This is a genomic window from Enterococcus sp. DIV0574 (genome assembly GCF_051711125.1).
Taxonomy (GTDB): domain Bacteria; phylum Bacillota; class Bacilli; order Lactobacillales; family Enterococcaceae; genus Enterococcus_D; species Enterococcus_D gallinarum.
Genome location: NZ_JBIOMA010000002.1, coordinates 34511 through 54974 on the forward strand (window position 1 = coordinate 34511; position 20464 = coordinate 54974).

The following is a 20464-nucleotide window of genomic DNA, read 5'->3' on the forward strand; positions in this document are numbered from 1 at the left end:
ATGCCTGAAATTGTTAATATGCCACAATCTGTTACTAGTGATGTGATGAATAGGATAGAGTTGCCCAAAGAGAATGCGTCACATATGGATAGTATTTTAAGACAAACAAAAGAGCTGCAGAAAACAGTTGATAAAGTTGCTCATTCCGAGGATAAAAAGAAAAAAACGCATAAAAAATGGTATCAAAAAGATTAATATTTTTTTGTTAAAAAAGACGCCTAAAAATTACAGGCGTCTTTTTCTTAATTTAGAAATTGATACCAAACATAAAAACAGCATATAACAAAAATAGCATGAGCAAACTGAAAATACTTCCTAAAAAAAGAAGAAGAACGCCGCCTAATTTATTTTGTTTTATAATTTTTGTTCCAGTAAATACTATAAATAAAAATAAAAGAAAACCTAAAAATAATAAAAAAAGAAGTATCTTTTTCTCTTTAAAAGATTCCCAAAATATCTCCATTTTTTCACCTCTTTTTATATTCTATTTCTATGTAATAAATTTTATTTATCATAGTTTCAATAAAAACTTATTTTATATTAACACAACCAAAAAATGAACGATCATTTCTTTTGACAAAGAAAACGCATTCTTGATAGCATTTAATTATAATCTATTAGGAAAGGACGTTGAAGTTGATGAAAAAGAAAGTGTTTTCTGTTGTCACAGTTCTGTTTTTGGGAATGTTGATTGGTTCAGCTGCATTAGGTCCAACTCCTCTTTTAGGCTATGTCAATGTAAAAGCAGAAAGTGTGAAAGTTGATGGACCAGTAGGTTATGATAGTTATAAAATTACTTCGTATGTCACACCAGAAAAAGTAAAAGAAATGTCTAAACAACAAAAAGAACTTACCAGTATCTCTGCTATTGTTAGCTTTTTGGGATTAGCTAATTTTACAACGGGAGTCGCTACAATGGCATTTGATTCTGCTACGTCAGCTATGGCGATTTTTAATGCGGCCGCAGAGCAAAATAAAGGAGTTGAATTAACTTATGTTGCACACATTAGTCAAACAACAAGTCACACGTATAATTCAGACTTCTCATATACTTATAAATAAATATCCGAGATACACAAAGTTTTATATCTGTTTAATTATCACTCTGCTGATCCTTGGATTTACAAAAACTTTTCCTTTTCGCGCAATCGCTTATCTTTCAATTCCAGTAATAGTAATTGCAAGTAAATTAAAAGAAAGAGATAAAAAATCTGTTTCTCCCAAAATCAAAAAGATACGATAAATTCAGGAATTACAGGAGCTCTAGGAGGTCATGTTCCTTAAAAGGAGAAAGTTTTATTGGAATAATTTTGTCAAATTCTTTCAATCTGAAGCTTTAAAAGATATACGTGCAGTTGGAGATCCTTTGATTAGTTAAATAAATACGATAGAAAACAGAAAGACTCTAAAACAGTGAAAAAACCATTTTAGAGTCTTTTTGTTTTGAGGTCAATTCTATGAATTTATGTAAGCCACATTATAGCATAGGAATAGCTTTTATCCCACTTTTTTTGCTATAATTATACTAACAAAATCAGCGAAAATGGTTGCGTTTGGGTTGGCTCGATTCCCTGAACACCCGTGCGTGCAGGAGCCAAACGGCCACCGTCGCCGGCTGCGAAGCGAAGCCGCCGATGGTGGCACGTGGGCGACGGATGCATGCGTTTTGAGCGTTAGCGAAAAACAAGGGACGAAGTCCCGAGTTTAGGATGGAAGGGACTGCAAGAAGCAGAGAGCCAAAACGAAACCATTTAGGGAGTGGCACATTGTCCGCGCTTGCGCTCGCTCGGCTTGGCTGGCGAAGCCAGTCAAAGCCAGCTGAGTGAGCTTAAGCAAGGCATGTGTCCACTCCCGGTCGATGGACTATCTAATTAACTTGACTCAGGTTAAACATTAGACGAAAATAGCATAGATGGCATAACGAGCCCCTTAAACAAAAACGTTCCATTGGCAAACGATTAGCAAAACCTACTCTCAAAAGGAGTGTCGACCATTGATAATTGAAAAGACCGATCGCTGGATCCCGTCAACAGCACCTGTGACAATCACAGAGATGGGCGAGATCCATGAAGTACAATATATCGCAAAAGAAAATCACGACCCCTTCATTCGAAAAATTTCCAAAGACCAATATATTAATCGAAAAACGGGAGAAATTTGTGATTTTAATCATTCAGAGAATCGCGGAGAAAATCTCAATTCCCTCCGCCAAACCTTCAAAAAATTACGGTATTTAATAAATAACAATTTTTCCGGAAAACGAAACGAGCTCTGGATTACCTTAACGTACGCAAAAAACGAACAAGATCTTAAAATCGTCGCCAAAGATTTTAAACAATTCATGCAGCGATTGACCTATTTTTGTCAGAAAACCTATGGGGAAGCCAAAGGAACCTTTGAATACATAGCTATAAAAGAGCCGCAAGAGCGTGGCGCTTGGCATTATCATATGTTACTGAAATTTCCAAAACAAAAAAGCATTTACATAGAAAATGACGTGCTCAAATCCTTATGGAAGCAAGGATTTGTGAACATTCAACGAGCAAAAAACATTGACGACTTAGGCGCATATGTGTGTGCGTACTTAACAAATATTGTCCTGGAAGAAGACCCCGAACCGGAAGTAAAATATGACTTTTCTGTCAAAGGCCCTGGGGTGAAAGGCATTTTCCAAACCAAAACAAATCCTGAAAAACGAGTAATCAAAGGCGGTCGTATGCGCTATTATCCGCTTGGAATGAATATTTTCAGCAAATCCAAAGGAATCGTTTACCCAGAGCGTGTAAACAGTTCCTACAGCCAAATTTCTCGACCAAAAGAGCTGGGGGGCTATGGCTTGCGTCCAGAAAATCTCACCAGCCGCACAGCGATTAAAATAACAGATGAGAATGGGAAAATCGTTAATATTGTCATTAAAGAAACCTACAACGAACAAGTAAATAATCCAAAAAGTCTCCTGTACCAAATCCGGTTTTGTGAGGAACGGATTGAAACATTGAAGCAACGAGGGGGGAAATGGGCGAAGAAAGCCCAGTACTGGGAAGAACGGCGATATTATTTGACCCATAAGCAAGAAATTAATCAACTCACAAGGAGATACGTCAGGAAACAGGCCTAATTGGTGTTTTAAGGTGTTTTATCCTTCCGGAATAGTTTTATACCTAAAACGCCTTAAAACGCCTCTAAGGTGCCAAAATTTGCGAACGAGGACTATTCTCGTTTGTTTTACACTCGGGAGAAAGAAAAAATGAGAGATATGGACTGTCTGGCTGAAATGATTGATTTAGTGGAATCCAAGCAAATCACCAGCTTTGAAGCCTTTTTATGTGCCAGCAAACATAAACGATCGTGGGAACCAGTGTTAGCGAATAAACATTATCGTTCAGCGATTCAGTCGTTTATTGACTATCAAGCACGAAAACAGGCAGAGCGCTTGAATCCTGCGGATAAATTATGATATAATCAAGGTGCGAAGTGAGATAAGGTCTATATGAATAACACGAAAGCCAACCCTATTGCGAGTAGGGTTGGCTTTTTTTTACGTTCGTTGCGACTACGAACGTGTGGGTTAGAGACAACTTGCTTAGTTATCGTCTTTCTCGTCTAACCAGTGAGAAACCAGTTCAATAACTAGTCCAACAAAAATTGGTGCGATAACCAATGAGATAAGATCTTTCATGAATAACACCCCCAGTCAGGGGCAAGTTGCCGGATTTGAGTATATCATATTTGCTTTAGGGTTGTTAGGGCTTGCCCTGACCGCCTGTAAGGCGCTTTGAGAACAAGATAAGGTTTTGGGACTTAAGAGTGTCTTAAAACGGCTTAGACGAGATCCTAGAGCCTCACAGAGGATTTTTTGAACAATGGGTTTTGGTTTTAGCGAAGGAGCAGAGCGACTGCTGCAAGTAAAATGTGAGAGTGAAACGATCACACCTTTTTAGCGACCATAGGGAGCAACTTTTCCAATTTAGTAAAATTCGCGAACCTGTTTGGAGAAAAAAGAAGTATTTTTTAGGCGGGAAATTTTGCCCCCCCCTCTTTTATAATCTCTTTTAAACCTCTTTTTAAACCTCTTTACCGTCGGCTGTATCCTTACTCTCCCAAGGAGTACAAAGATTAATCTATGGAGAATTGTCTGTTTATCTATGGAGAATTGTCTGTTTATCTATGGAGAATTGTCTGTTTATCTATGGACTTTTTATTATGTACTACATTGAAAAAGTCCATAGTTTATATTATTATTGATTCAGAGGTGATCAAATGGCTAATGAATTAATCAAATATGATGCTGAATTAAATACAATTCCTCTCAAACATTTTTCTCCAGTAGAAATGAATTTGTTTTTTTCCATTGTTTCTAGAATGAGGGACAAAGAAGATCAAATAGTTCGCTTTTCATTTGAACAGTTGAAAGAGCTAAGCAACTACAAACCTACGGCTAACAAACGCTTTTTAGATGATATTCAACATACCTATGAAAAATTACTAGGTTTAGCATTTAGCAAAGTATCTAAATCTGGTAAACGCAGACAAATGTTCGTAATGTTTACTCAGTTTGATATTAATGGAGATGATCCTAATCCTTATGTAGATGTACAAGTACATGAAATGGCATTACCACTGCTCAACAACCTAGATACTTGGGTTCGTTATTCTTTAACAGAATTTCGTGATTTAAAAAGTGGTTATGCTAAAACAGCTTTTCGTTTGCTAAAACAATTTCGTACACAAGGATGGGTTGAATTTTCTAAAGAAGATTTTATTGAATTAATGGATATCCCTAAAAGTTATCAAAAAAATTTAGGTGAAATTGATCGGTTCTGTTGCAAAGTTTTAAATCTACTATCAGATAAGGTAGAATAATAGAAAAAGATAGCAGGAGGAATGACGATGAGTCATTTTAAAGGAAAGCAATTTCAGCAGGATGTGATTATTGTAGCCGTGGGCTACTATTTTCGTTATAACCTTAGCTATCGTGAAGTTCAAGAAATCTTATATGATCGTGGCATTAACGTTTCTCATACGACGATTTATCGTTGGGTGCAAGAATATGGCAAACTACTCTATCAAATTTGGAAAAAGAAAAATAAAAAATCCTTTTATTCATGGAAAATGGATGAAACGTACATCAAAATTAAAGGAAAATGGCATTATTTGTATCGAGCCATCGATGCAGATGGTTTAACCTTGGATATTTGGTTACGTAAAAAACGGGACACACAAGCAGCCTATGCTTTTCTTAAGCGGTTAGTGAAGCAGTTTGATGAACCGAAGGTTGTAGTCACAGATAAAGCCCCCTCTATTACAAGTGCCTTTAAGAAACTAAAAGAATACGGCTTTTATCAAGGGACAGAACATCGTACCATTAAATACCTGAATAATTTGATTGAACAAGACCATCGTCCAGTAAAGAGACGCAATAAATTCTATCGAAGTTTACGCACTGCCTCTACCACGATTAAAGGCATGGAAGCCATTCGAGGATTATATAAGAAAACCCGAAAAGAAGGCACTCTCTTCGGGTTTTCGGTCTGTACTGAAATCAAGGTATTATTGGGAATCCCAGCTTAAATCATAGATACCGTAAGGGATTTTATTCTTTATTTAAAACTTTGCAACAGAACCGTATTTTACACAATTTTATGGACTTGACTAAATTTTCAGTCTATATAATTAACTTATATTCAGTTTTACCAAATGATAAGCTTTAAAAAGTATTCAGAATTTAGTCATGTTATGGATCCAATAAAGTAGATATGGAATATTTATTTTCTCTTGTCTAATTTATAAGAGGGAGCGTCAATAATTTTGTGTAAATGATTCTTCCCTACTGCAGATTGTTTCTAATTCTCAATCAGTTGGCTTAGCATTTGTTCAAGTTCGCCTTCGGCCTGTTGAAAGCCTTTATGACTGCGACCTAGGAATTTTTGGTTGTAAGTATCAAAAGACGAGACTAAGAAACGTTCCATCGACTCTTCGTTTTGGAACTGTTCCTTGCGGTGGCTGTATTTCTTGATTTGCTTATTAAAGGATTCAATCAAGTTCGTAGAATAAATACTCTTGCGTATGGCCAAGGGGAAATCATAGAAAGTGAGCAAGTGAGCGTTCGAAAGAATCGATTCAACCACTTTTGGATAGCTGGTTTTCCATTTTTCCGCAAAAGCACCACGTGCTTCCAACGCCACCTCTTTAGATGAGGCTTGATACACCATTTTAAAATCATCACAGACTTCCTTACGATCATCGACACGCACTTTGTGACTGATATTACGGGAAACGTGTACACAACAATGTTGAAAACGAGCTTTGGGATAGAACCGACTAATCGCTCCTACCATCCCCTTTAAGCCATCCGTGATGAACAGGAGGACATTTTTCAAACCGCGCTCTTGAAGGTCCAATAAAATTTCCTCCCAAATCGTGATGGATTCAGTCGGTGCAATCGCATAGCTCAATACTTCCTTTGATCCGTCCGGGCGAATGCCAACTGCGATATGAATAGCTTCCTTGGCGACGGTTTTCCGCTTTAACGGAATATACGTTGCGTCCATATAAATAGCAGCATAACGGTCATGAAGCTCCCGCCCTTTAAACGCCGTTACCTCTTCTGTAAATGATTTTGTTATATTGGACATGGTTTGGGGCGTGTAGTGATGCCCATACATTTTCTCAATCAAGTCTGCGATTTCCGACATGGTAATACCTTTTCGGAAGAGGTGAATGACGGTCTCCTCTAACGTGTCATTCGTCCGTCTATAAGCAGGAACAGTCTGTTGCTTGAACTCACCATTGCGGTCGCGCGGAATCTGGAGATGAAGTTCCCCATACTCGGTCTTGACCGTACGGTCATAGGAGCCGTTACGAGAATTACCCGTGTTAAAACCAATGCGATCATACTTTTCGTAATCTAGGAAAGCCGTTAACTCCGTTTTGAGAAGCGTATTGACTGCTTTCTCCAAATGGACACGGAATAATTCATTCAAATCGCCTTTGTTCGCTAGAGTCTTTAGAATTTCTGTAGTAAAATCGTTCATAGGGAAGTCCTCTCTTCTGTGAATGTGTTGTGGTAACTCTATTCTACAGAAGGGACTTCCTTTTTTCTATTTACACAAAATATTTTACACTCTCGTTGATCTAAGATGAATTTATTATCACACAAAATTACTAAATAATATTTATAATTAGTTATCTTTCTACTAATCACTCACTAGAAAGCACAAAAAAATAAATACGTATCATAGATATAAATGTAAGGGCATAGTGCGGGTTTTATTTTCAGCCTGTATCATAGCTAAACAAATCGAGTTGTGTGTCTGTTTTTGGGCGTTCTGCTAGCTTGTTTAAAGTTTCTTGAATGAATGTATGCTCTAAGTCAAAAGACTCTGTCAGCGCCTTTATGTAGCTTTCTTTTTCTTCTTTTTTTTCTTTAATGATCGATAGCAACAATGATTTTACACTAGCAAGTTGAATACCACCATTTCTTCCTGATTTAATCTTAAAGAAAATTTCCTGGTTCGCCTTCAGTACCTTCAGCAATTTATCTAATGTCCGTTCAGGAATGCCTAGCGCTTCTCTAATCTCTTTTTTAGTCGTCACTAAATAAGGGTTGTATACATCGCTTTTTTCGCTAATATAAGCCATTAAATCTTCTTTCCATTCTGACAAATGAACACGTTGACGTTCACTTCTTTTTTTCTTGAATTTAAACCACCCTTGACGGACAAATAAATCTTTACTGGTTAAATCACTTGATACCCAAGCTTTGCAAAGGGTTCTGTTGCAAAGTTTCCCCTCAGATCCATTATAGGGTAAACTGAGTTTAATAGGAACTAGGAGGAGTAACGAAGATGAACCATTTTAAAGGCAAACAATTTCAGAAAGATGTGATTATTGTCGCTGTAGGCTACTATCTTCGGTACAACCTGAGTTATCGTGACGTCCAAGAAATTCTGTACAACCGTGGTATTAACGTGTCTCACACCACTGTCTATCGTTGGGTACAGGAATATGGGAAACTACTTTACAACATTTGGAAGAGGAAAAACAAACAGTCCATTTATTCGTGGAAAATGGACGAGACCTATATTAAAATCAAAGGAAAATGGCATTATCTTTATCGCGCCATTGATGCAGATGGTCTCACTCTGGATATATGGTTACGGAAAAAGCGAGATACACAAGCAGCTTACGCCTTTCTCAAGAGATTAGTTAAACAGTTCGATGAACCAAGGGTTCTGGTGACCAATAAAGCTCCCTCTATTGCCAGTGCCTTCAAAAAATTACAGGCACACGGGTTTTACCAGCGAACAGAACATCGCACGGTGAAATATCTAAATAACCTCATTGAACAAGATCATCGTCCCATCAAGAGACGAAACAAATTTTATCGAAGCTTACGAACAGCCTCAACCACGATTAAAGGCATGGAAGCCATTCGAGGATTATATAAGAAGAACCGAAAAGAAGGCACTCTCTTCAGGTTTTCAGTCTGCACGGAAATGAAGATATTATTAGGAATACCTGCATAAACTATAGCTAGTGTTAGACTAGTATTGTTCATTATGGAACTTTGCAACAGAACCTTATCCCCCTCTTCCTTTCAAACTTACTAAACTTTAAATCGATTTTTTCTCCTTTTTAGGATCCAAACTTTGTAAAAATTTCTCCTCCAACAGTAATAAATCCTGATAAACCTTATCCATTGACAAACCAGAAGCCAAGCTCAAACAATACAGAAAATCACAGGGTAAGACTTTTACAGGCCTATTCCGATAAGCCCAAGTTGCTACGGTACTTTGCCTATAACCATGTAACTCACAAAATTCCTCCACAGTCATACCTAAACGCTGGATAATGAAAACACTGACAGGATAAGGATAAACAAAAGTATTCACTCCCATGGACGGTAACCCCCTAAGAAATATAATCACATATGCGATAATAGTACCTCACTTATCCAAACATTGCAATCAAGGGAATTCCCTAAGACCTGTAAAACCTCTGACTCGGAGAGCGTATCAAAGATATAATGTAAAAGGCAATTTGCGGGTTTTATTTTTATCCGGTATCCACTTCAAACAATTCCATTTGTTCAGCCTTTTTAGGTGCCTCTATGAGTTGTTCCAGCGTTGAGTAGATAAATGTACGTGCCAATCCAAAAGCCTCTGAAATAGCACTAAAATACGCCTCTTGGACTTCCTTCTTCACTCGAATGATCGATCGCATCAAGCCATGCACTGAAGCCAAAGTTATCCCCCCATTGCGACCGGAACGAACACGATAGTAGATCTTATTTTCATTTTTCAGCTGTTTCAATACTTTATCCAAGGAGCGTTCAGGAATTTTAAGCTCTTCTCTTAACTCTTTCTTGGTTGAAACGATATAAGGTTTATAAGTGTATGATTGTTGGTTCAAATAAGCTAAGAGATCTTGCGCCCACTCATGGCTGTGCGAATACTTGCGCACTTTACGCTCTTTTTTGAATTTCCACCAGCCTTTTTTCTTATTAAACAGCTGTTCTTCAGATAAATTTTCATCGATCCATTCCTGGCATAATAGAATAATTTTTTCTCTGTGCGCTGCCTGGTACTTTCCTGAATAAGCCGATCGGATAATTCGTGTCAGTTCCCGATCAGTAAGAGGATAGGCTAATCGATCGTTGAACTCTAACATGGCCAACTCGCACTCTTCGATTTCGTATCCGGAAGAAAAGTATGCTAAAGACAGGGTAAATATGACGTTATTTCGACCATATCTTCCCTTCTCTCCCTTAATCTTTTCACTACGCATCAATAGACGGAACCAGGGTTCGTCCACTTGGCGAAAATCCTGATTTGACGGTAATTCAAAAACGTTTCTGTAGGTTACTGCTTTATCCGCATCGACACGCATTGACCAGTTGATCCAGTCCGCAAAGCTATAACGATATTGGGGCTCAAAGAATAAGGTATTGTCTTCATTTGGCATACGAGTGATTCCAAAATGATTGGCATTGACGTCTACAGGAAAATCTTTGGCTAATGTCTTTCGCAAGTTGTTAGAAATCATTTTGGCCACATTGATCACTTTAAAATTGGATTTCTTTGTCACAAAAGCTGGCTGATCCAGTACATAAAACGCTTGGTAACCATGGGGAGTCCGCAAAACCATTGTTGGCATAAATCCTAGCTCATGGCTTGCCAACAAAATCTCTCCATAATCAAAATTTGGGTCTAAGGTGTCAAAATCAACAAAGAAAGTGTTGATTTGCCGTAAATTGTCCTCAGAATGCCCTTTTGTAAACATTCTGCCTTCATCAGTATACGTGCCATAGCGGTAGACGTTTGGGGTCCAGTGACTAAACGCATTGTTATTCTCGATAATGCCCTCTTCAGACGTGATCACTAAGCCTATTCCCTCAACCATATGCTCTTTTGAACGGTACGCAAAAATAGCCCCTTTCCCCGTCTGTTCGCTAAAAGAGACCGGTTTAAGGCGGCTATTTTTATATTTAAATTTACGGATACCATTTTGTAAGATCGTTGAATAAACGACGTCTAAAGAAGCTGTCATGCCTACTTATCCTTTCTAAACAAAAAGAGAACACAAATAATCGTTCGATCTGTGTTCTCTCAATCGCTAGAAATATCAAAACAATCTAAAGAAAGCATGACAAATAAGCGTTTATCTATTGAGTTGCCCGTCTAAAAATGGTAAAATAAACCTACAGGTTCGGATTGGTAGTCCGAACAGATTTATTCAAATCACATAAGTGGTTGGCTACCACTTACATAATTTCCTTGAGACGAGCGAGAACACATAGTTGCTTTATGTGATTCAGATAAATGAGTGAGGTCCAATTCACTTGTTTATCCGTCTCTTTTTTATATATTTTTTTTATCTTACCGAATCTGTTGAAAGTTGTAAATATAATTTACCAAATCAAGTAGAAATTATCTAAATGTCTAATACGTTAGCTCCCTTAAGTCTGAACAACTCAAGTTCCTCTTCAGAATCAATTGATTCTATCATTTCCTGTACTTGATTTAATTCAAATGAATGATTCTCTAGCAAAGGTTTATATAAGTTAAAAATTGTTGATTCTAGTTTTTCTAATGCCTCATTTCCAAAGCTACGAGATCCATTATAAAATTCTCGCACATAACTAGGAGCTAATCCAATAGCTTTAGATAGATCAATTCGGCTTATATAATAATTATCAATCAAAAACTTAAGAACGAATCTGTCATATTCGTTTCTAAACTCTTTAGAGTTTTTTTTCATGAAATCTTACCTCTTCGTTGTTAATTATAGCAACATCCTCGTTTATAATATTACCATCAAAAAAATTTATATACAATCCTTTTTTTAATATAATTCTTCAAATTCCCTATCTATCAGTGTTTAAAAGGTAACATAATAGTAATATAATATATTACCTTACTATTATGTTACTATTATCAATAGTAACATAATATAAAATCTGCTGTTTTATTTTTTGATTTATTGTTGATTTCGACAACGTATTATGCTAATATAAGAAAGTAATATAGTATATTACTTTCTCATATTGTTACGATTAACAAAATATTACTTTATATATTACTATCTATATTACTTATCTATTACCAAAAATATTACTATTATATTATTTAGGGAGGAATTGAAAAATGGCAGTAGTTTTGACTGTTGCAGCAAACAAGGGTGGCGTTGGTAAAACTCTTATTACAATCAATCTCGCAGGAGCTATCCGTAGGAGTTTTCCTGAAGCAAAAATTCTTGTCGTTGATACTGACGCTCAAGGAAATAGTACAAAGTCTTTTCGTGTGAAAGTAGCTAAGGATCAAAATACGATTTATGATGTCTTCATGGATAATGCAACAGTTGAAGAAACTATTGTTCAAACATATGACGATCATATAGACGTTCTTCCTGCGAATTCTGATAACAACTATTTAGAGTTTGATAAAATGGAACAATTTCGTGATACCATATTAGAATGGTTTGTATCTTTACTTAAAAAATTTAAGGATAACTTAACTGAAATCATGACTGTTTCAGGATTAAAGAAAAAAATGAATAATATTATTGATCCCAGCGCGAACTATTTTAATGCTCTTGATGGTAAATTTGATAATGTGAGTGATAAATACGATTACATCATTTTCGATACACCACCAGAGTTAAAACAAGTTACCTCATCTGTTCTTTCAATTGCAGACGTAGTTATCGTCCCTTATGAACCTGATTTAAATGGGGTTGATGGAGTTACACACTTAATATCTCGTGTGAACACATTGAAAGAAAAATACAATCCAAATTTACGCATTGGAGGCGTACTTGCCAACAAAGTCTATAATACAAATCTACATGCAAAAATGATTAACGCAATGATGAAATATACTAATAGAAACAATTATCATTATTTTGATTCTGAACTCCCAAGATCAATTACCTTTGCTGATAAATTAGTTCGAAACGGAATGCCGATAACAATGAGTTCACCTGAAAACAAATTTGCTCAGCATTTTTATAAGCTGATTATCGAAATGAACAAGTTAGGTTTACTTTCTAAAAATGGTAAAGAACTAGAAATTCCTCATAAGTTATATGTTGAAAGTGACGGTGAAGAATAATGCCAAGAATAAACAGAAAAAAACCAACAGGAGATTTTGAGTCTGTATTCGATGAGGAGCTGGAAGAACTAGAAACACCTAATGACACTATCGATAGCATACCTGAGACTGAGGTAACTGTTAGCAATAGTTTTCCCTCAGATAAAGAAACAATTACCGAAAACTTTAATGAAGCAAACAGATTTGGCTTAAGCAAAACTTCGAAATCTACAAGTTCTGAACTAGTTGCACGTACATTTAAATATAAAAAAGAAACTATACAGCGAGTTGAAAGTTTAGTGTACAAAGACCAAAGACATTCTAAAAAAATTCCTGGGACTAAGGGATTTATTTCAGATTTTATGGACAATGCAATTTGGCAACATTTATTACAGCTGGGACTTGCCACTGAAGAAGAAGTTCAAAAACATCTAAACAGCTATAGTAAGTATCCACTTAACTTCGATAATTATGAAAAGAAGTAGCTTATCGCTATTTCTTTTTTTATAGGGCGAAATTTTTATATCACTATTTGTATTACCACAATATTACGATATATATTACTATGTGTATTACCATAATATTACTATTTATATTACTTTAAATATTACTATCTATATTACAAATAATATTCATACTATAAGCGCTTATACAATCACCTTTCATAAAGTAATATATTATATTACTTTATATATTACTATCTACGTGCTGTGCTTTATAACTACATTTTTACTGAAAACCCTATAATTTAATAATACTATAAATAAAAAGACCGAGTAGTTCTCTTGACACCAAAAGCGAACACGTGTTCTAATATGTATATAAAACGTATCGTTATTTTGAAAAGGGGATTTATTATGGTCATGCAGTTTGGTGTGAATCCTACCTTCGACTATTCGAAGGAACCCTCACGCGATATTCTTTGTATCGACTGCAAAAGTTTTTATGGCTCGGTTGAATGTGTTGAGCGTGGACTCAATCCATTACAAGCAAAGCTAGTTGTCATGTCCTATCCATCAGACGATCCGCTCTTAAGGGGGAGTGGTTTAATCCTGGCTGCAACTCCGGCTGCAAAGGCAGCCTACCGCATTTCTAACGTGAGTAGGGCAAGGGATTTACCGTTTCCGTATCCGGAAGATTTAATAATCGCTCCACCTAGAATGGCGTTGTACATGCGTAAAAATATGGAAATCAACAATATCTATAAAGAGTATGCAGACGAACAAAATCATGCGGTCTATAGTATCGACGAGAGCTTTTTAGACGTAACAGATTCATTACGATTGTTTGGTGCTAAAGACGCAAATGAGCTGGCTAGAATGATCCAAATTGACGTTTATCAGCGTACTGGAATCTATACGACAGTCGGAATAGGAGACAACCCTTTATTAGCCAAGTTTGCTCTGGATCTCGAAAGTAAAAAAAATCCTCACATGAGAGCAGAGTGGCGTTATGAGGACGTCCGTGAAAAGCTTTGGGCAATTGACAATTTAACCGACGTTTGGGGAATAGGACGCAAGACAGCTGTCAAACTATATCGTATGGGTATTTTCAACATGTATGATCTTGCTCATGCGAATTACTACAAGCTCAAGGAAAAGTTTGGCGTTTTAGGTACGCAATTATTTGCGAATTCATGGGGAATTGATCGCTCCTTTCTGGGACAAAAATATTCACCTAAATCCAAATCGATAGGCAACAGTCAAGTTCTAAACCGAGATTATACTAGGAGAAATGAAATCGAAATAGTGATAAAGGAAATGGCCGATCAAGTAGCCACCAGGTTACGTCGATCAGGAGCTAAAACTGAAGTTGTGTCACTTTGGATCGGTTTTTCCCTGGGATACGTCGATCGTGGCGGCAACCGTGGCTTCAGTCAGCAAATGAAGGTTCCTGCTACCAACAGCAGTAAGCAAATCGCTAGCTATCTACTTCAGATATTTAATCGTCACTACAAGTACCAAGATATTAGGCATGTTGGTGTTAACTGTTCCAAATTAGTTTTTTCGAACGCTTTACAATTAGACCTCTTTGCTGATCCTGACGAGCAAGTGAAAGACTTGAAAATTGATTATGTGGTTGACACTATCAGGAAGAAGTATGGTTTTAAATCAATTGTTCATGCGAATAGTCTCCTGGAAGGCGGACGTGCAATTGCTCGATCATCATTAGTTGGTGGCCATGCTGGTGGTATGGCCGGTCTCGAAGGTGGAAGCCATGGTAAAGCGAACTAAAAAAACCTTTTTAGACTATAACGAATTTCGTGATCGCCCGTTCGGCTTAAAGTGGGGAACGGCTTACGCTATGGACGGTGTGACACGTTTCCTTACAAGTGCTTTAGCACGAAATAGGAATGCTATCTAAAATAAGATAGCAATAACTGATTATTTGACAGTTGGAATGAAAGCCGTCATGTTGGCTGAAACAGCTGGTCTGATACTCCTGCATGCGATTAAACAATGCAGAGTTTAATCGTTTGATAGCCAGGTGAAGTCGGCAGAACAATACCTAAGTCAATTCATATTGATATGGTTGCGGATATGCCGGGACGCTATAAACTATCTATGGTGAGAATGTTTCAATAGAAACTGACGAACTTGCGAATGTACGGGTCTAGATAGCGACGTTATTGAAAGATAATCGGGTTGCAATATGCAACGAACATTACCGAAAAGTAAAAGTCGTCCATATGAAATTCGGGATAAGGAACAAAGACCTTATAAATGTTCAGGCTTATAGTAAGCACCTAAAGATAGATGTAAAGCTAAAATAATCGGAACGTGGAAAGCGAGAAACACTTAATAACGACTGCAATCGGAGTGTTGGATATAAGATATTAAAATCGAAATTCCTTAATTCTCGTGAGAGTAGGGACACAGTACCAATGAAGCGTCTAATCAACGTGGAGGGATAGTCCCAAGACTTGTTCTTTGAAAAGTGAATACAGTCAAATGAAACTCATCAGGTCGAGTAAGATGATGGGACTAATAATCAATTAGGAGAAACAATCCATCAATGAGTACAGAATTGCGATACAACGAGTATTACAATATGCAAGAAAGCTTTGACTGGTTATATGAAAGAAGTTTTAATCAGTGTACTAAAGGAATTAACCTGTATGAAATAATTACTTCCAAGCAAAATATTCTTTTGGCATATAGGATAATAAAATCTAACACTGGATCAAACACAGCTGGAACAGATAACCTAACAATCAAAGATTTCAAGATAAAATCTCAAGATAATTTCATTGAAGAAATACAAAAAACTTTAGAAAACTACGTTCCACAACCAGTTAGACGGATATTAATCCCAAAACCAAACGGAGAAAAACGTCCTCTAGGCATTCCTACTATGCGAGATAGACTAATTCAGCAAATGTTTAAACAAGTCTTAGAACCTATATGTGAGGCGCGATTCTTCAAACATTCCTATGGATTTCGGCCAAACCGTTCTGCAGAACATGCTCTATCAAGATGTAAAAGAATGGCCTACACTTCTAAATGTCACTATGTTGTGGACGTAGATATAAAGGGGTTTTTCGATAATGTTCATCATGGAAAACTGATTAAGCAAGCATATAATATTGGTATTAAAGACAAAAGGGTTCTAGCTATTCTTTCTAAAATGATAAAGGCACCAATTCGTGGAGAAGGAGTTCCTAAATCTGGGGTTCCTCAAGGAGGAATCTTATCCCCTATCCTTTCGAATATCGTTCTAAATGATCTAGATTGGTGGATTGCCAACCAATGGGAGACCTTTCCAAGCAGGCATAACTATCAAAATGATTATGATAAGTACCGAGCTCTTAAGAAAACAAACTTAAAAGAAGTACACATTATACGCTACGCAGATGATTTCAAGCTATTTACAAAATCATATCAGGAAGCAAGTAAACTACTCCACGCTACTAAAGGATTTATCGAAAATCAATTAGGACTCGAAATATCTACTGAAAAATCCAAAATTACAAATCTTAGAAGAAATTATTCAGAGTTTCTTGGGTTCGACCTTAAGGTCGAAAAACAAAAGAAAAACGAGTTTATAACCATTTCTAGAGTATCTAGTAAGGCTAAAGTCAAAATAAAACAAGAAATTAGGAAGAAAATCAAAAAGATTAGGGAAGCCCCAACAATAAAGAATATCACTCATTATAATCTTTACATCCGTGGGATCCATAATTACTACCAAAAGGCTACCAGAGTCAGTCTTGACTTCGGAGACTTATATTCCTCATGTTTACCAACCTTTTATAATCGTCTAAAGAATATTGCCAGGTATGAAGTACCCAGAAGTCCACCTATAGGATATAAGCATTTCTATAGTACAACACAACGTACTTTTAAAGTTAAAGGAATTTACCTTTATCCATTGCAAGATGTGAAGTGGAAAAAGTTAGAATTCTATAACCCTAAAATCAATGACTATACTGAAGAAGGTCGTTCATGCAAATTCAAGCGATTAAAGCCTGATATTTCTTCAGAAATAAGGAAAATGTGTTTGTCAGAAAACATAAGAGGAAACCTAGAATTTTCTGACAATCGCATTTCCAAGTACTCAATGCAGCATGGGAAATGTGCGATTACCAAAGAATTTTTAAAATCGGAATTTGCACACTGCCACCATATCATCCCCAAAGAACTAGGTGGATCTGATTCTTTTGATAACTTGGTTATCATTCACGAATGGGTACATCTTCTAATCCATGCAACAAAAGAAAAAACGATTAAAGAGTATTTAACTATTCTTCAATTAGATGGAAAACAGTTGGAGAAGCTAAATCAGTACCGACAACACTGTAATTTGACTGCTATTCACTGAGTTAAGAATAAGTTGGAACGCCGTATGCAATGAAAGTTGCACGTACGGTGTGGACCGGGGGAAAAGCTAGAGATAACTTCAAAGGCTTACCTATCGGTATAGTTGGTCAAAGGAATCAGAGAAAATGAAGCCTGGGCAACGAAAGAAGTCGCTGCACTCGAGTTAATGAATCGAGAAGAAATTGACGTTATTCTCTCAGAATCATTTCTTTACCACAAGCCGGTTTCTATCCAACTAAACACTAAAGACGAATTTGGCCGCTTTTTAGATCCTATCGAAGGACAGTTTGTTGGAGAAGCCTATGAAGATTATTTTGTACTGAATGATCAACAAATATTTTGGCCGGACGTCCGACATATCGAAATTAAAAAGGAAAAAAAGTGGTTTAATATCGATTACTTTTCCAATTCAGATTCTTCAAACAACAGCAAGATTCAAAAAGAGAGTAAAATAGAAAATGAGATAGAAATGGTCAAAAATGAATATTACCAGCCGTTTCTAGAGGACGATTCAAGGTAACTATGCATTGAACCAGTCCAAAATCGCCTTAGAATTGCTCTCTGATCACCTATTTTTTTCAAGAATTATTCAATTAGGAGGAAAGAACATGTGTGGCCGATATTTTTTTGATATAGCATCCTCAGAACTGAAAAACTATTATGATCAAGTAATTCCAAACGCTGCAAGCAAGCAAATTCGAGTTGGATACAACGAAATTTTCCCTTCCAATCATGTTGTAACCCTAGCAGTTAATCAGGAATCGGAAATTGTCCCTGGCGTTACCAAGTGGGGATTCCAAGGCTTTAAAAAAGGACAGCTCATGATCAATGCACGTGCGGAGACAGTAGAAGAAAAGAAAACTTTCTCAAAAGCCTTCAGAGAAACTCGCTGTGTCTTTCCAATGACCGGATTCTATGAGTGGGATCAGAATAAGCAAAAGCTATTATTCTCACCTGAAGACAGTAAAACCTTGTATGTTGCCGGCTTTTACAGAATCCATAAAACTGGCGCCGGATTTGAAACAGAATCAATCATTATGACAACAAAACCCAACGAAACAGTAGCACCAATACATGATCGTATGCCACTGATTATTCCCAGTAGCCATATAAAAGACTGGATAACGGATCTTGAGTTCGCTCGTAAATATCTATCTGAAGATATGACAGAATTGAGCGTTGTAGAAGTATAATTTCATAAAAAAAAGTCGGACAATAATTTAGTCCGACTTTTTCTATGGTTTTTTATTAATTCAGCAGCATTTCTTTACTTCGTGAGCGTACTTTAATTACCAAAATAATTGAAATAATCAGTATGTTTGAAATCAGCGGTTCTGTTGCAAAGTTTTCCAAAAAATCTATTTTAGTGTAAAATTGAGAAAAAAAACAGAGAGGACAGAGTAATGAATCATTTTAAAGGCAAACAATTCAAAAAAGACGTCATTATTGTCGCTGTTGGTTACTACCTGCGTTACAATCTAAGCTATCGTGAAGTTCAGGAATTGTTATATGATCGTGGAATAAATGTTTGTCATACTACGATTTATCGTTGGGTGCAAGAGTACAGCAAAGTCCTCTATTATCTTTGGAAGAAGAAAAATAGACAATCCTTCTATTCATGGAAAATGGACGAAACCTATATCAAAATTAAGGGACGTTGGCATTATCTTTATCGTGCAATTGATGCGGACGGCTTAACCTTAGATATCTGGTTACGAAAGAAACGGGATACGCAAGCAGCCTATGCTTTCTTAAAACGACTCCATAAACAGTTTGGTGAGCCGAAAGCAATTGTGACCGATAAAGCACCTTCTCTTGGCTCCGCCTTTAGAAAGTTACAGAGTGTGGGTTTATATACTAAGACAGAGCACCGAACTGTGAAGTATCTTAACAATTTAATAGAACAAGACCATCGACCTATTAAACGACGGAATAAATTTTATCAAAGTCTCCGTACAGCCTCTTCCACGATTAAGGGCATGGAGACCATTCGAGGAATATATAAAAAGAACCGAAGAAATGGAACGCTCTTCGGCTTTTCGGTGTCTACTGAAATCAAGGTATTAATGGGAATAACAGCCTAAGATATTTGGAGTTCAGAGAGGGCGCGTTTGATTTTCAAACTTCGCAACAGAACCGGTTTAGTCACTTTAACCATAGCAGATTGGGGTTCTTTTTGTACACCCAAAGGGTGCGAATAAACGAAATAAAATAGACTGTTATAACAAGGTTTTTGAAGCGTTTTTGAAAAACTATGAATTATTCAGGCTATAGTATAATCAATAAATTCTCAAAAAAATTCAAAGAAAGAAGGTAGAAGATGAAAGTAAAATTATTTGAAGTATTAGAATTAGACAGTTTTCATGAAGTTGATGTAGTTGCTGGATCAAAGGGATTATCAAAAGCTGTCGAAAATATCTATGTAATGGAAGTACCTGATATTGCCTCTTATATCGATAGAGACGGACTCCTGTTTACTACTCTTTTTCCGATCATAGACAATAAGGAAGCAATGAAAAATTTCATACCAGAATTAAGTAAAAATGGGCTAGCGGGTGTAGCGATTAAATTGGGAAGATATATAGATAGCATACCGCGTTATATGATTGATCAAGCTGAAGAATTATCCTTTCCGATATTACTTCTGCCAACGACTGCAAACTTTTCTTTGTTGACCAATGAAATTTTGACTAAGCTGCTTGGAATGAAAACGAAAGAACTGGAATTCAGAGAAACTATATCCAATAAACTTCAGAACTTACTGCTTAGTGGGGCGGATATTAAAGATTTAGTGTCTTATGTTTCTCGGCTGACTCATATGGATATTCTCGTAGTCAGTGATCAGCTGAAGATTGTGGAGAGCTCCTTTAAAAACAATCCAGAATCGTTTGAAATTTTTGAAAAAAGGTTTTTAAAGTCTATTTCAGCAAATTCGGAAACGTATTCAAAGGACGTTGATTGCTTAGCGATTGATGGTAAAAAGTATACAGAAGAAAATCTAGTTGTTCGTTCTATTGATGCAGGAAATAAAACGATGGGTTATTTAGTCGT

21 protein-coding genes and 1 pseudogene are annotated in these 20464 nt (G+C 36.5%); 15 read left to right on the plus strand and 7 right to left on the minus strand.

From position 1 onward, the window contains the following. Positions 1 to 195, plus strand: a complete 195-nt coding sequence (locus IGJ45_RS16810) for a hypothetical protein (RefSeq protein ID WP_270309350.1) — start codon at positions 1 to 3, stop codon at positions 193 to 195. A gap of 52 nt (positions 196 to 247) precedes the next feature. Here IGJ45_RS16810 and IGJ45_RS16815 read toward each other — a convergent pair whose 3' ends face one another. Next, positions 248 to 463, minus strand: a complete 216-nt coding sequence (locus IGJ45_RS16815; RefSeq protein ID WP_438768778.1) for a hypothetical protein — start codon at positions 461 to 463, stop codon at positions 248 to 250. Positions 464 to 639: 176 nt separating this feature from the next. Between IGJ45_RS16815 and IGJ45_RS16820 the strand changes: the two genes are divergently transcribed. The 3 genes from IGJ45_RS16820 to IGJ45_RS16830 all read left to right on the plus strand — a co-directional run bounded on the left by IGJ45_RS16820 (position 640) and on the right by IGJ45_RS16830 (position 3457). Then, entirely contained in the window at positions 640 to 1062 is a 423-nt protein-coding gene (locus IGJ45_RS16820; RefSeq protein WP_423118887.1) for a hypothetical protein, read from the plus strand. Between the two features lie 931 nt (positions 1063 to 1993). Beyond that, positions 1994 to 3118: a rolling circle replication-associated protein gene (locus IGJ45_RS16825; protein WP_202275629.1), complete on the plus strand. Its 1125-nt coding sequence runs from the start codon at positions 1994 to 1996 to the stop codon at positions 3116 to 3118. A 129-nt stretch (positions 3119 to 3247) separates the two neighbouring features. Beyond that, positions 3248 to 3457: a hypothetical protein gene (locus tag IGJ45_RS16830; RefSeq protein WP_101710845.1), complete on the plus strand. Its 210-nt coding sequence runs from the start codon at positions 3248 to 3250 to the stop codon at positions 3455 to 3457. 126 nt (positions 3458 to 3583) lie between these two features. On the opposite strand, the gene IGJ45_RS16835 is transcribed toward IGJ45_RS16830, so the two are convergent. Then, positions 3584 to 3679: a type I toxin-antitoxin system Fst family toxin gene (locus IGJ45_RS16835; protein ID WP_115241677.1), complete on the minus strand. Its 96-nt coding sequence runs from the start codon at positions 3677 to 3679 to the stop codon at positions 3584 to 3586. A gap of 581 nt (positions 3680 to 4260) precedes the next feature. Here IGJ45_RS16835 and IGJ45_RS16840 point away from each other — a divergent pair. Continuing rightward, positions 4261 to 4830, plus strand: a pseudogene (locus tag IGJ45_RS16840) (replication initiation protein); the annotation flags it as partial. A 60-nt stretch (positions 4831 to 4890) separates the two neighbouring features. Beyond that, positions 4891 to 5571 (plus strand): IS6-like element IS1216 family transposase, encoded by a 681-nt coding sequence (locus IGJ45_RS16845; RefSeq protein ID WP_438768780.1) that lies wholly within the window; start codon positions 4891 to 4893, stop codon positions 5569 to 5571. Positions 5572 to 5843: 272 nt separating this feature from the next. On the opposite strand, the gene IGJ45_RS16850 is transcribed toward IGJ45_RS16845, so the two are convergent. Continuing rightward, positions 5844 to 7034 (minus strand): IS256-like element ISLgar5 family transposase, encoded by a 1191-nt coding sequence (locus IGJ45_RS16850; protein WP_202546025.1) that lies wholly within the window; start codon positions 7032 to 7034, stop codon positions 5844 to 5846. Between the two features lie 241 nt (positions 7035 to 7275). Beyond that, the gene (locus tag IGJ45_RS16855) at positions 7276 to 7641 is read right to left on the minus strand and encodes a hypothetical protein (protein WP_438768782.1); all 366 of its coding nucleotides are present in this window, start codon (positions 7639 to 7641) and stop codon (positions 7276 to 7278) included. A gap of 206 nt (positions 7642 to 7847) precedes the next feature. Between IGJ45_RS16855 and IGJ45_RS16860 the strand changes: the two genes are divergently transcribed. Continuing rightward, positions 7848 to 8528 carry an IS6 family transposase gene (locus tag IGJ45_RS16860; RefSeq protein ID WP_438768784.1) on the plus strand — a complete coding sequence of 227 codons (681 nt, stop codon included), beginning with the start codon at positions 7848 to 7850 and terminating at the stop codon, positions 8526 to 8528. 87 nt (positions 8529 to 8615) lie between these two features. On the opposite strand, the gene IGJ45_RS16865 is transcribed toward IGJ45_RS16860, so the two are convergent. The 3 genes from IGJ45_RS16865 to IGJ45_RS16875 form a co-directional block, all read right to left on the minus strand. After that, a complete protein-coding gene (locus IGJ45_RS16865; RefSeq protein WP_002300088.1) occupies positions 8616 to 8900 on the minus strand; it encodes a hypothetical protein in 285 nt (94 codons plus the stop codon). A gap of 157 nt (positions 8901 to 9057) precedes the next feature. Further along, positions 9058 to 10551 carry a primase C-terminal domain-containing protein gene (locus tag IGJ45_RS16870; RefSeq protein WP_438768786.1) on the minus strand — a complete coding sequence of 498 codons (1494 nt, stop codon included), beginning with the start codon at positions 10549 to 10551 and terminating at the stop codon, positions 9058 to 9060. A 384-nt stretch (positions 10552 to 10935) separates the two neighbouring features. After that, entirely contained in the window at positions 10936 to 11262 is a 327-nt protein-coding gene (locus tag IGJ45_RS16875; protein WP_002300090.1) for a hypothetical protein, read from the minus strand. Between the two features lie 386 nt (positions 11263 to 11648). On the opposite strand from IGJ45_RS16875, the gene IGJ45_RS16880 reads away from it, so the two are divergent. The 8 genes from IGJ45_RS16880 to IGJ45_RS16915 all read left to right on the plus strand — a co-directional run. Beyond that, the gene (locus tag IGJ45_RS16880; protein WP_002300091.1) at positions 11649 to 12614 is read left to right on the plus strand and encodes a ParA family protein; all 966 of its coding nucleotides are present in this window, start codon (positions 11649 to 11651) and stop codon (positions 12612 to 12614) included. Continuing rightward, complete coding sequence (locus IGJ45_RS16885; RefSeq protein ID WP_029486099.1) at positions 12614 to 13078, plus strand: hypothetical protein; 465 nt, start codon at positions 12614 to 12616, stop codon at positions 13076 to 13078. Before IGJ45_RS16880 ends, IGJ45_RS16885 begins: the two co-directional genes overlap by 1 nt. A 372-nt stretch (positions 13079 to 13450) precedes the next feature. Next, positions 13451 to 14827, plus strand: coding sequence for a Y-family DNA polymerase (locus tag IGJ45_RS16890; RefSeq protein WP_438768789.1), 1377 nt, complete (start codon positions 13451 to 13453; stop codon positions 14825 to 14827). A 781-nt stretch (positions 14828 to 15608) separates the two neighbouring features. Continuing rightward, positions 15609 to 17414, plus strand: coding sequence for a group II intron reverse transcriptase/maturase (gene ltrA, locus IGJ45_RS16895; protein WP_438768791.1), 1806 nt, complete (start codon positions 15609 to 15611; stop codon positions 17412 to 17414). Between the two features lie 102 nt (positions 17415 to 17516). Then, entirely contained in the window at positions 17517 to 17933 is a 417-nt protein-coding gene (locus IGJ45_RS16900; RefSeq protein WP_438768793.1) for a hypothetical protein, read from the plus strand. Positions 17934 to 18021: 88 nt separating this feature from the next. Continuing rightward, complete coding sequence (locus IGJ45_RS16905; protein ID WP_438768797.1) at positions 18022 to 18606, plus strand: SOS response-associated peptidase; 585 nt, start codon at positions 18022 to 18024, stop codon at positions 18604 to 18606. Between the two features lie 210 nt (positions 18607 to 18816). Next, on the plus strand, positions 18817 to 19497 hold the full coding sequence (locus IGJ45_RS16910) for an IS6-like element ISS1N family transposase (RefSeq protein WP_002319817.1): 681 nt from the start codon (positions 18817 to 18819) through the stop codon (positions 19495 to 19497). A gap of 236 nt (positions 19498 to 19733) precedes the next feature. Then, the coding region (locus IGJ45_RS16915) for a PucR family transcriptional regulator ligand-binding domain-containing protein (RefSeq protein ID WP_438768795.1) at positions 19734 to 20464 on the plus strand (731 nt) is incomplete at its 3' end.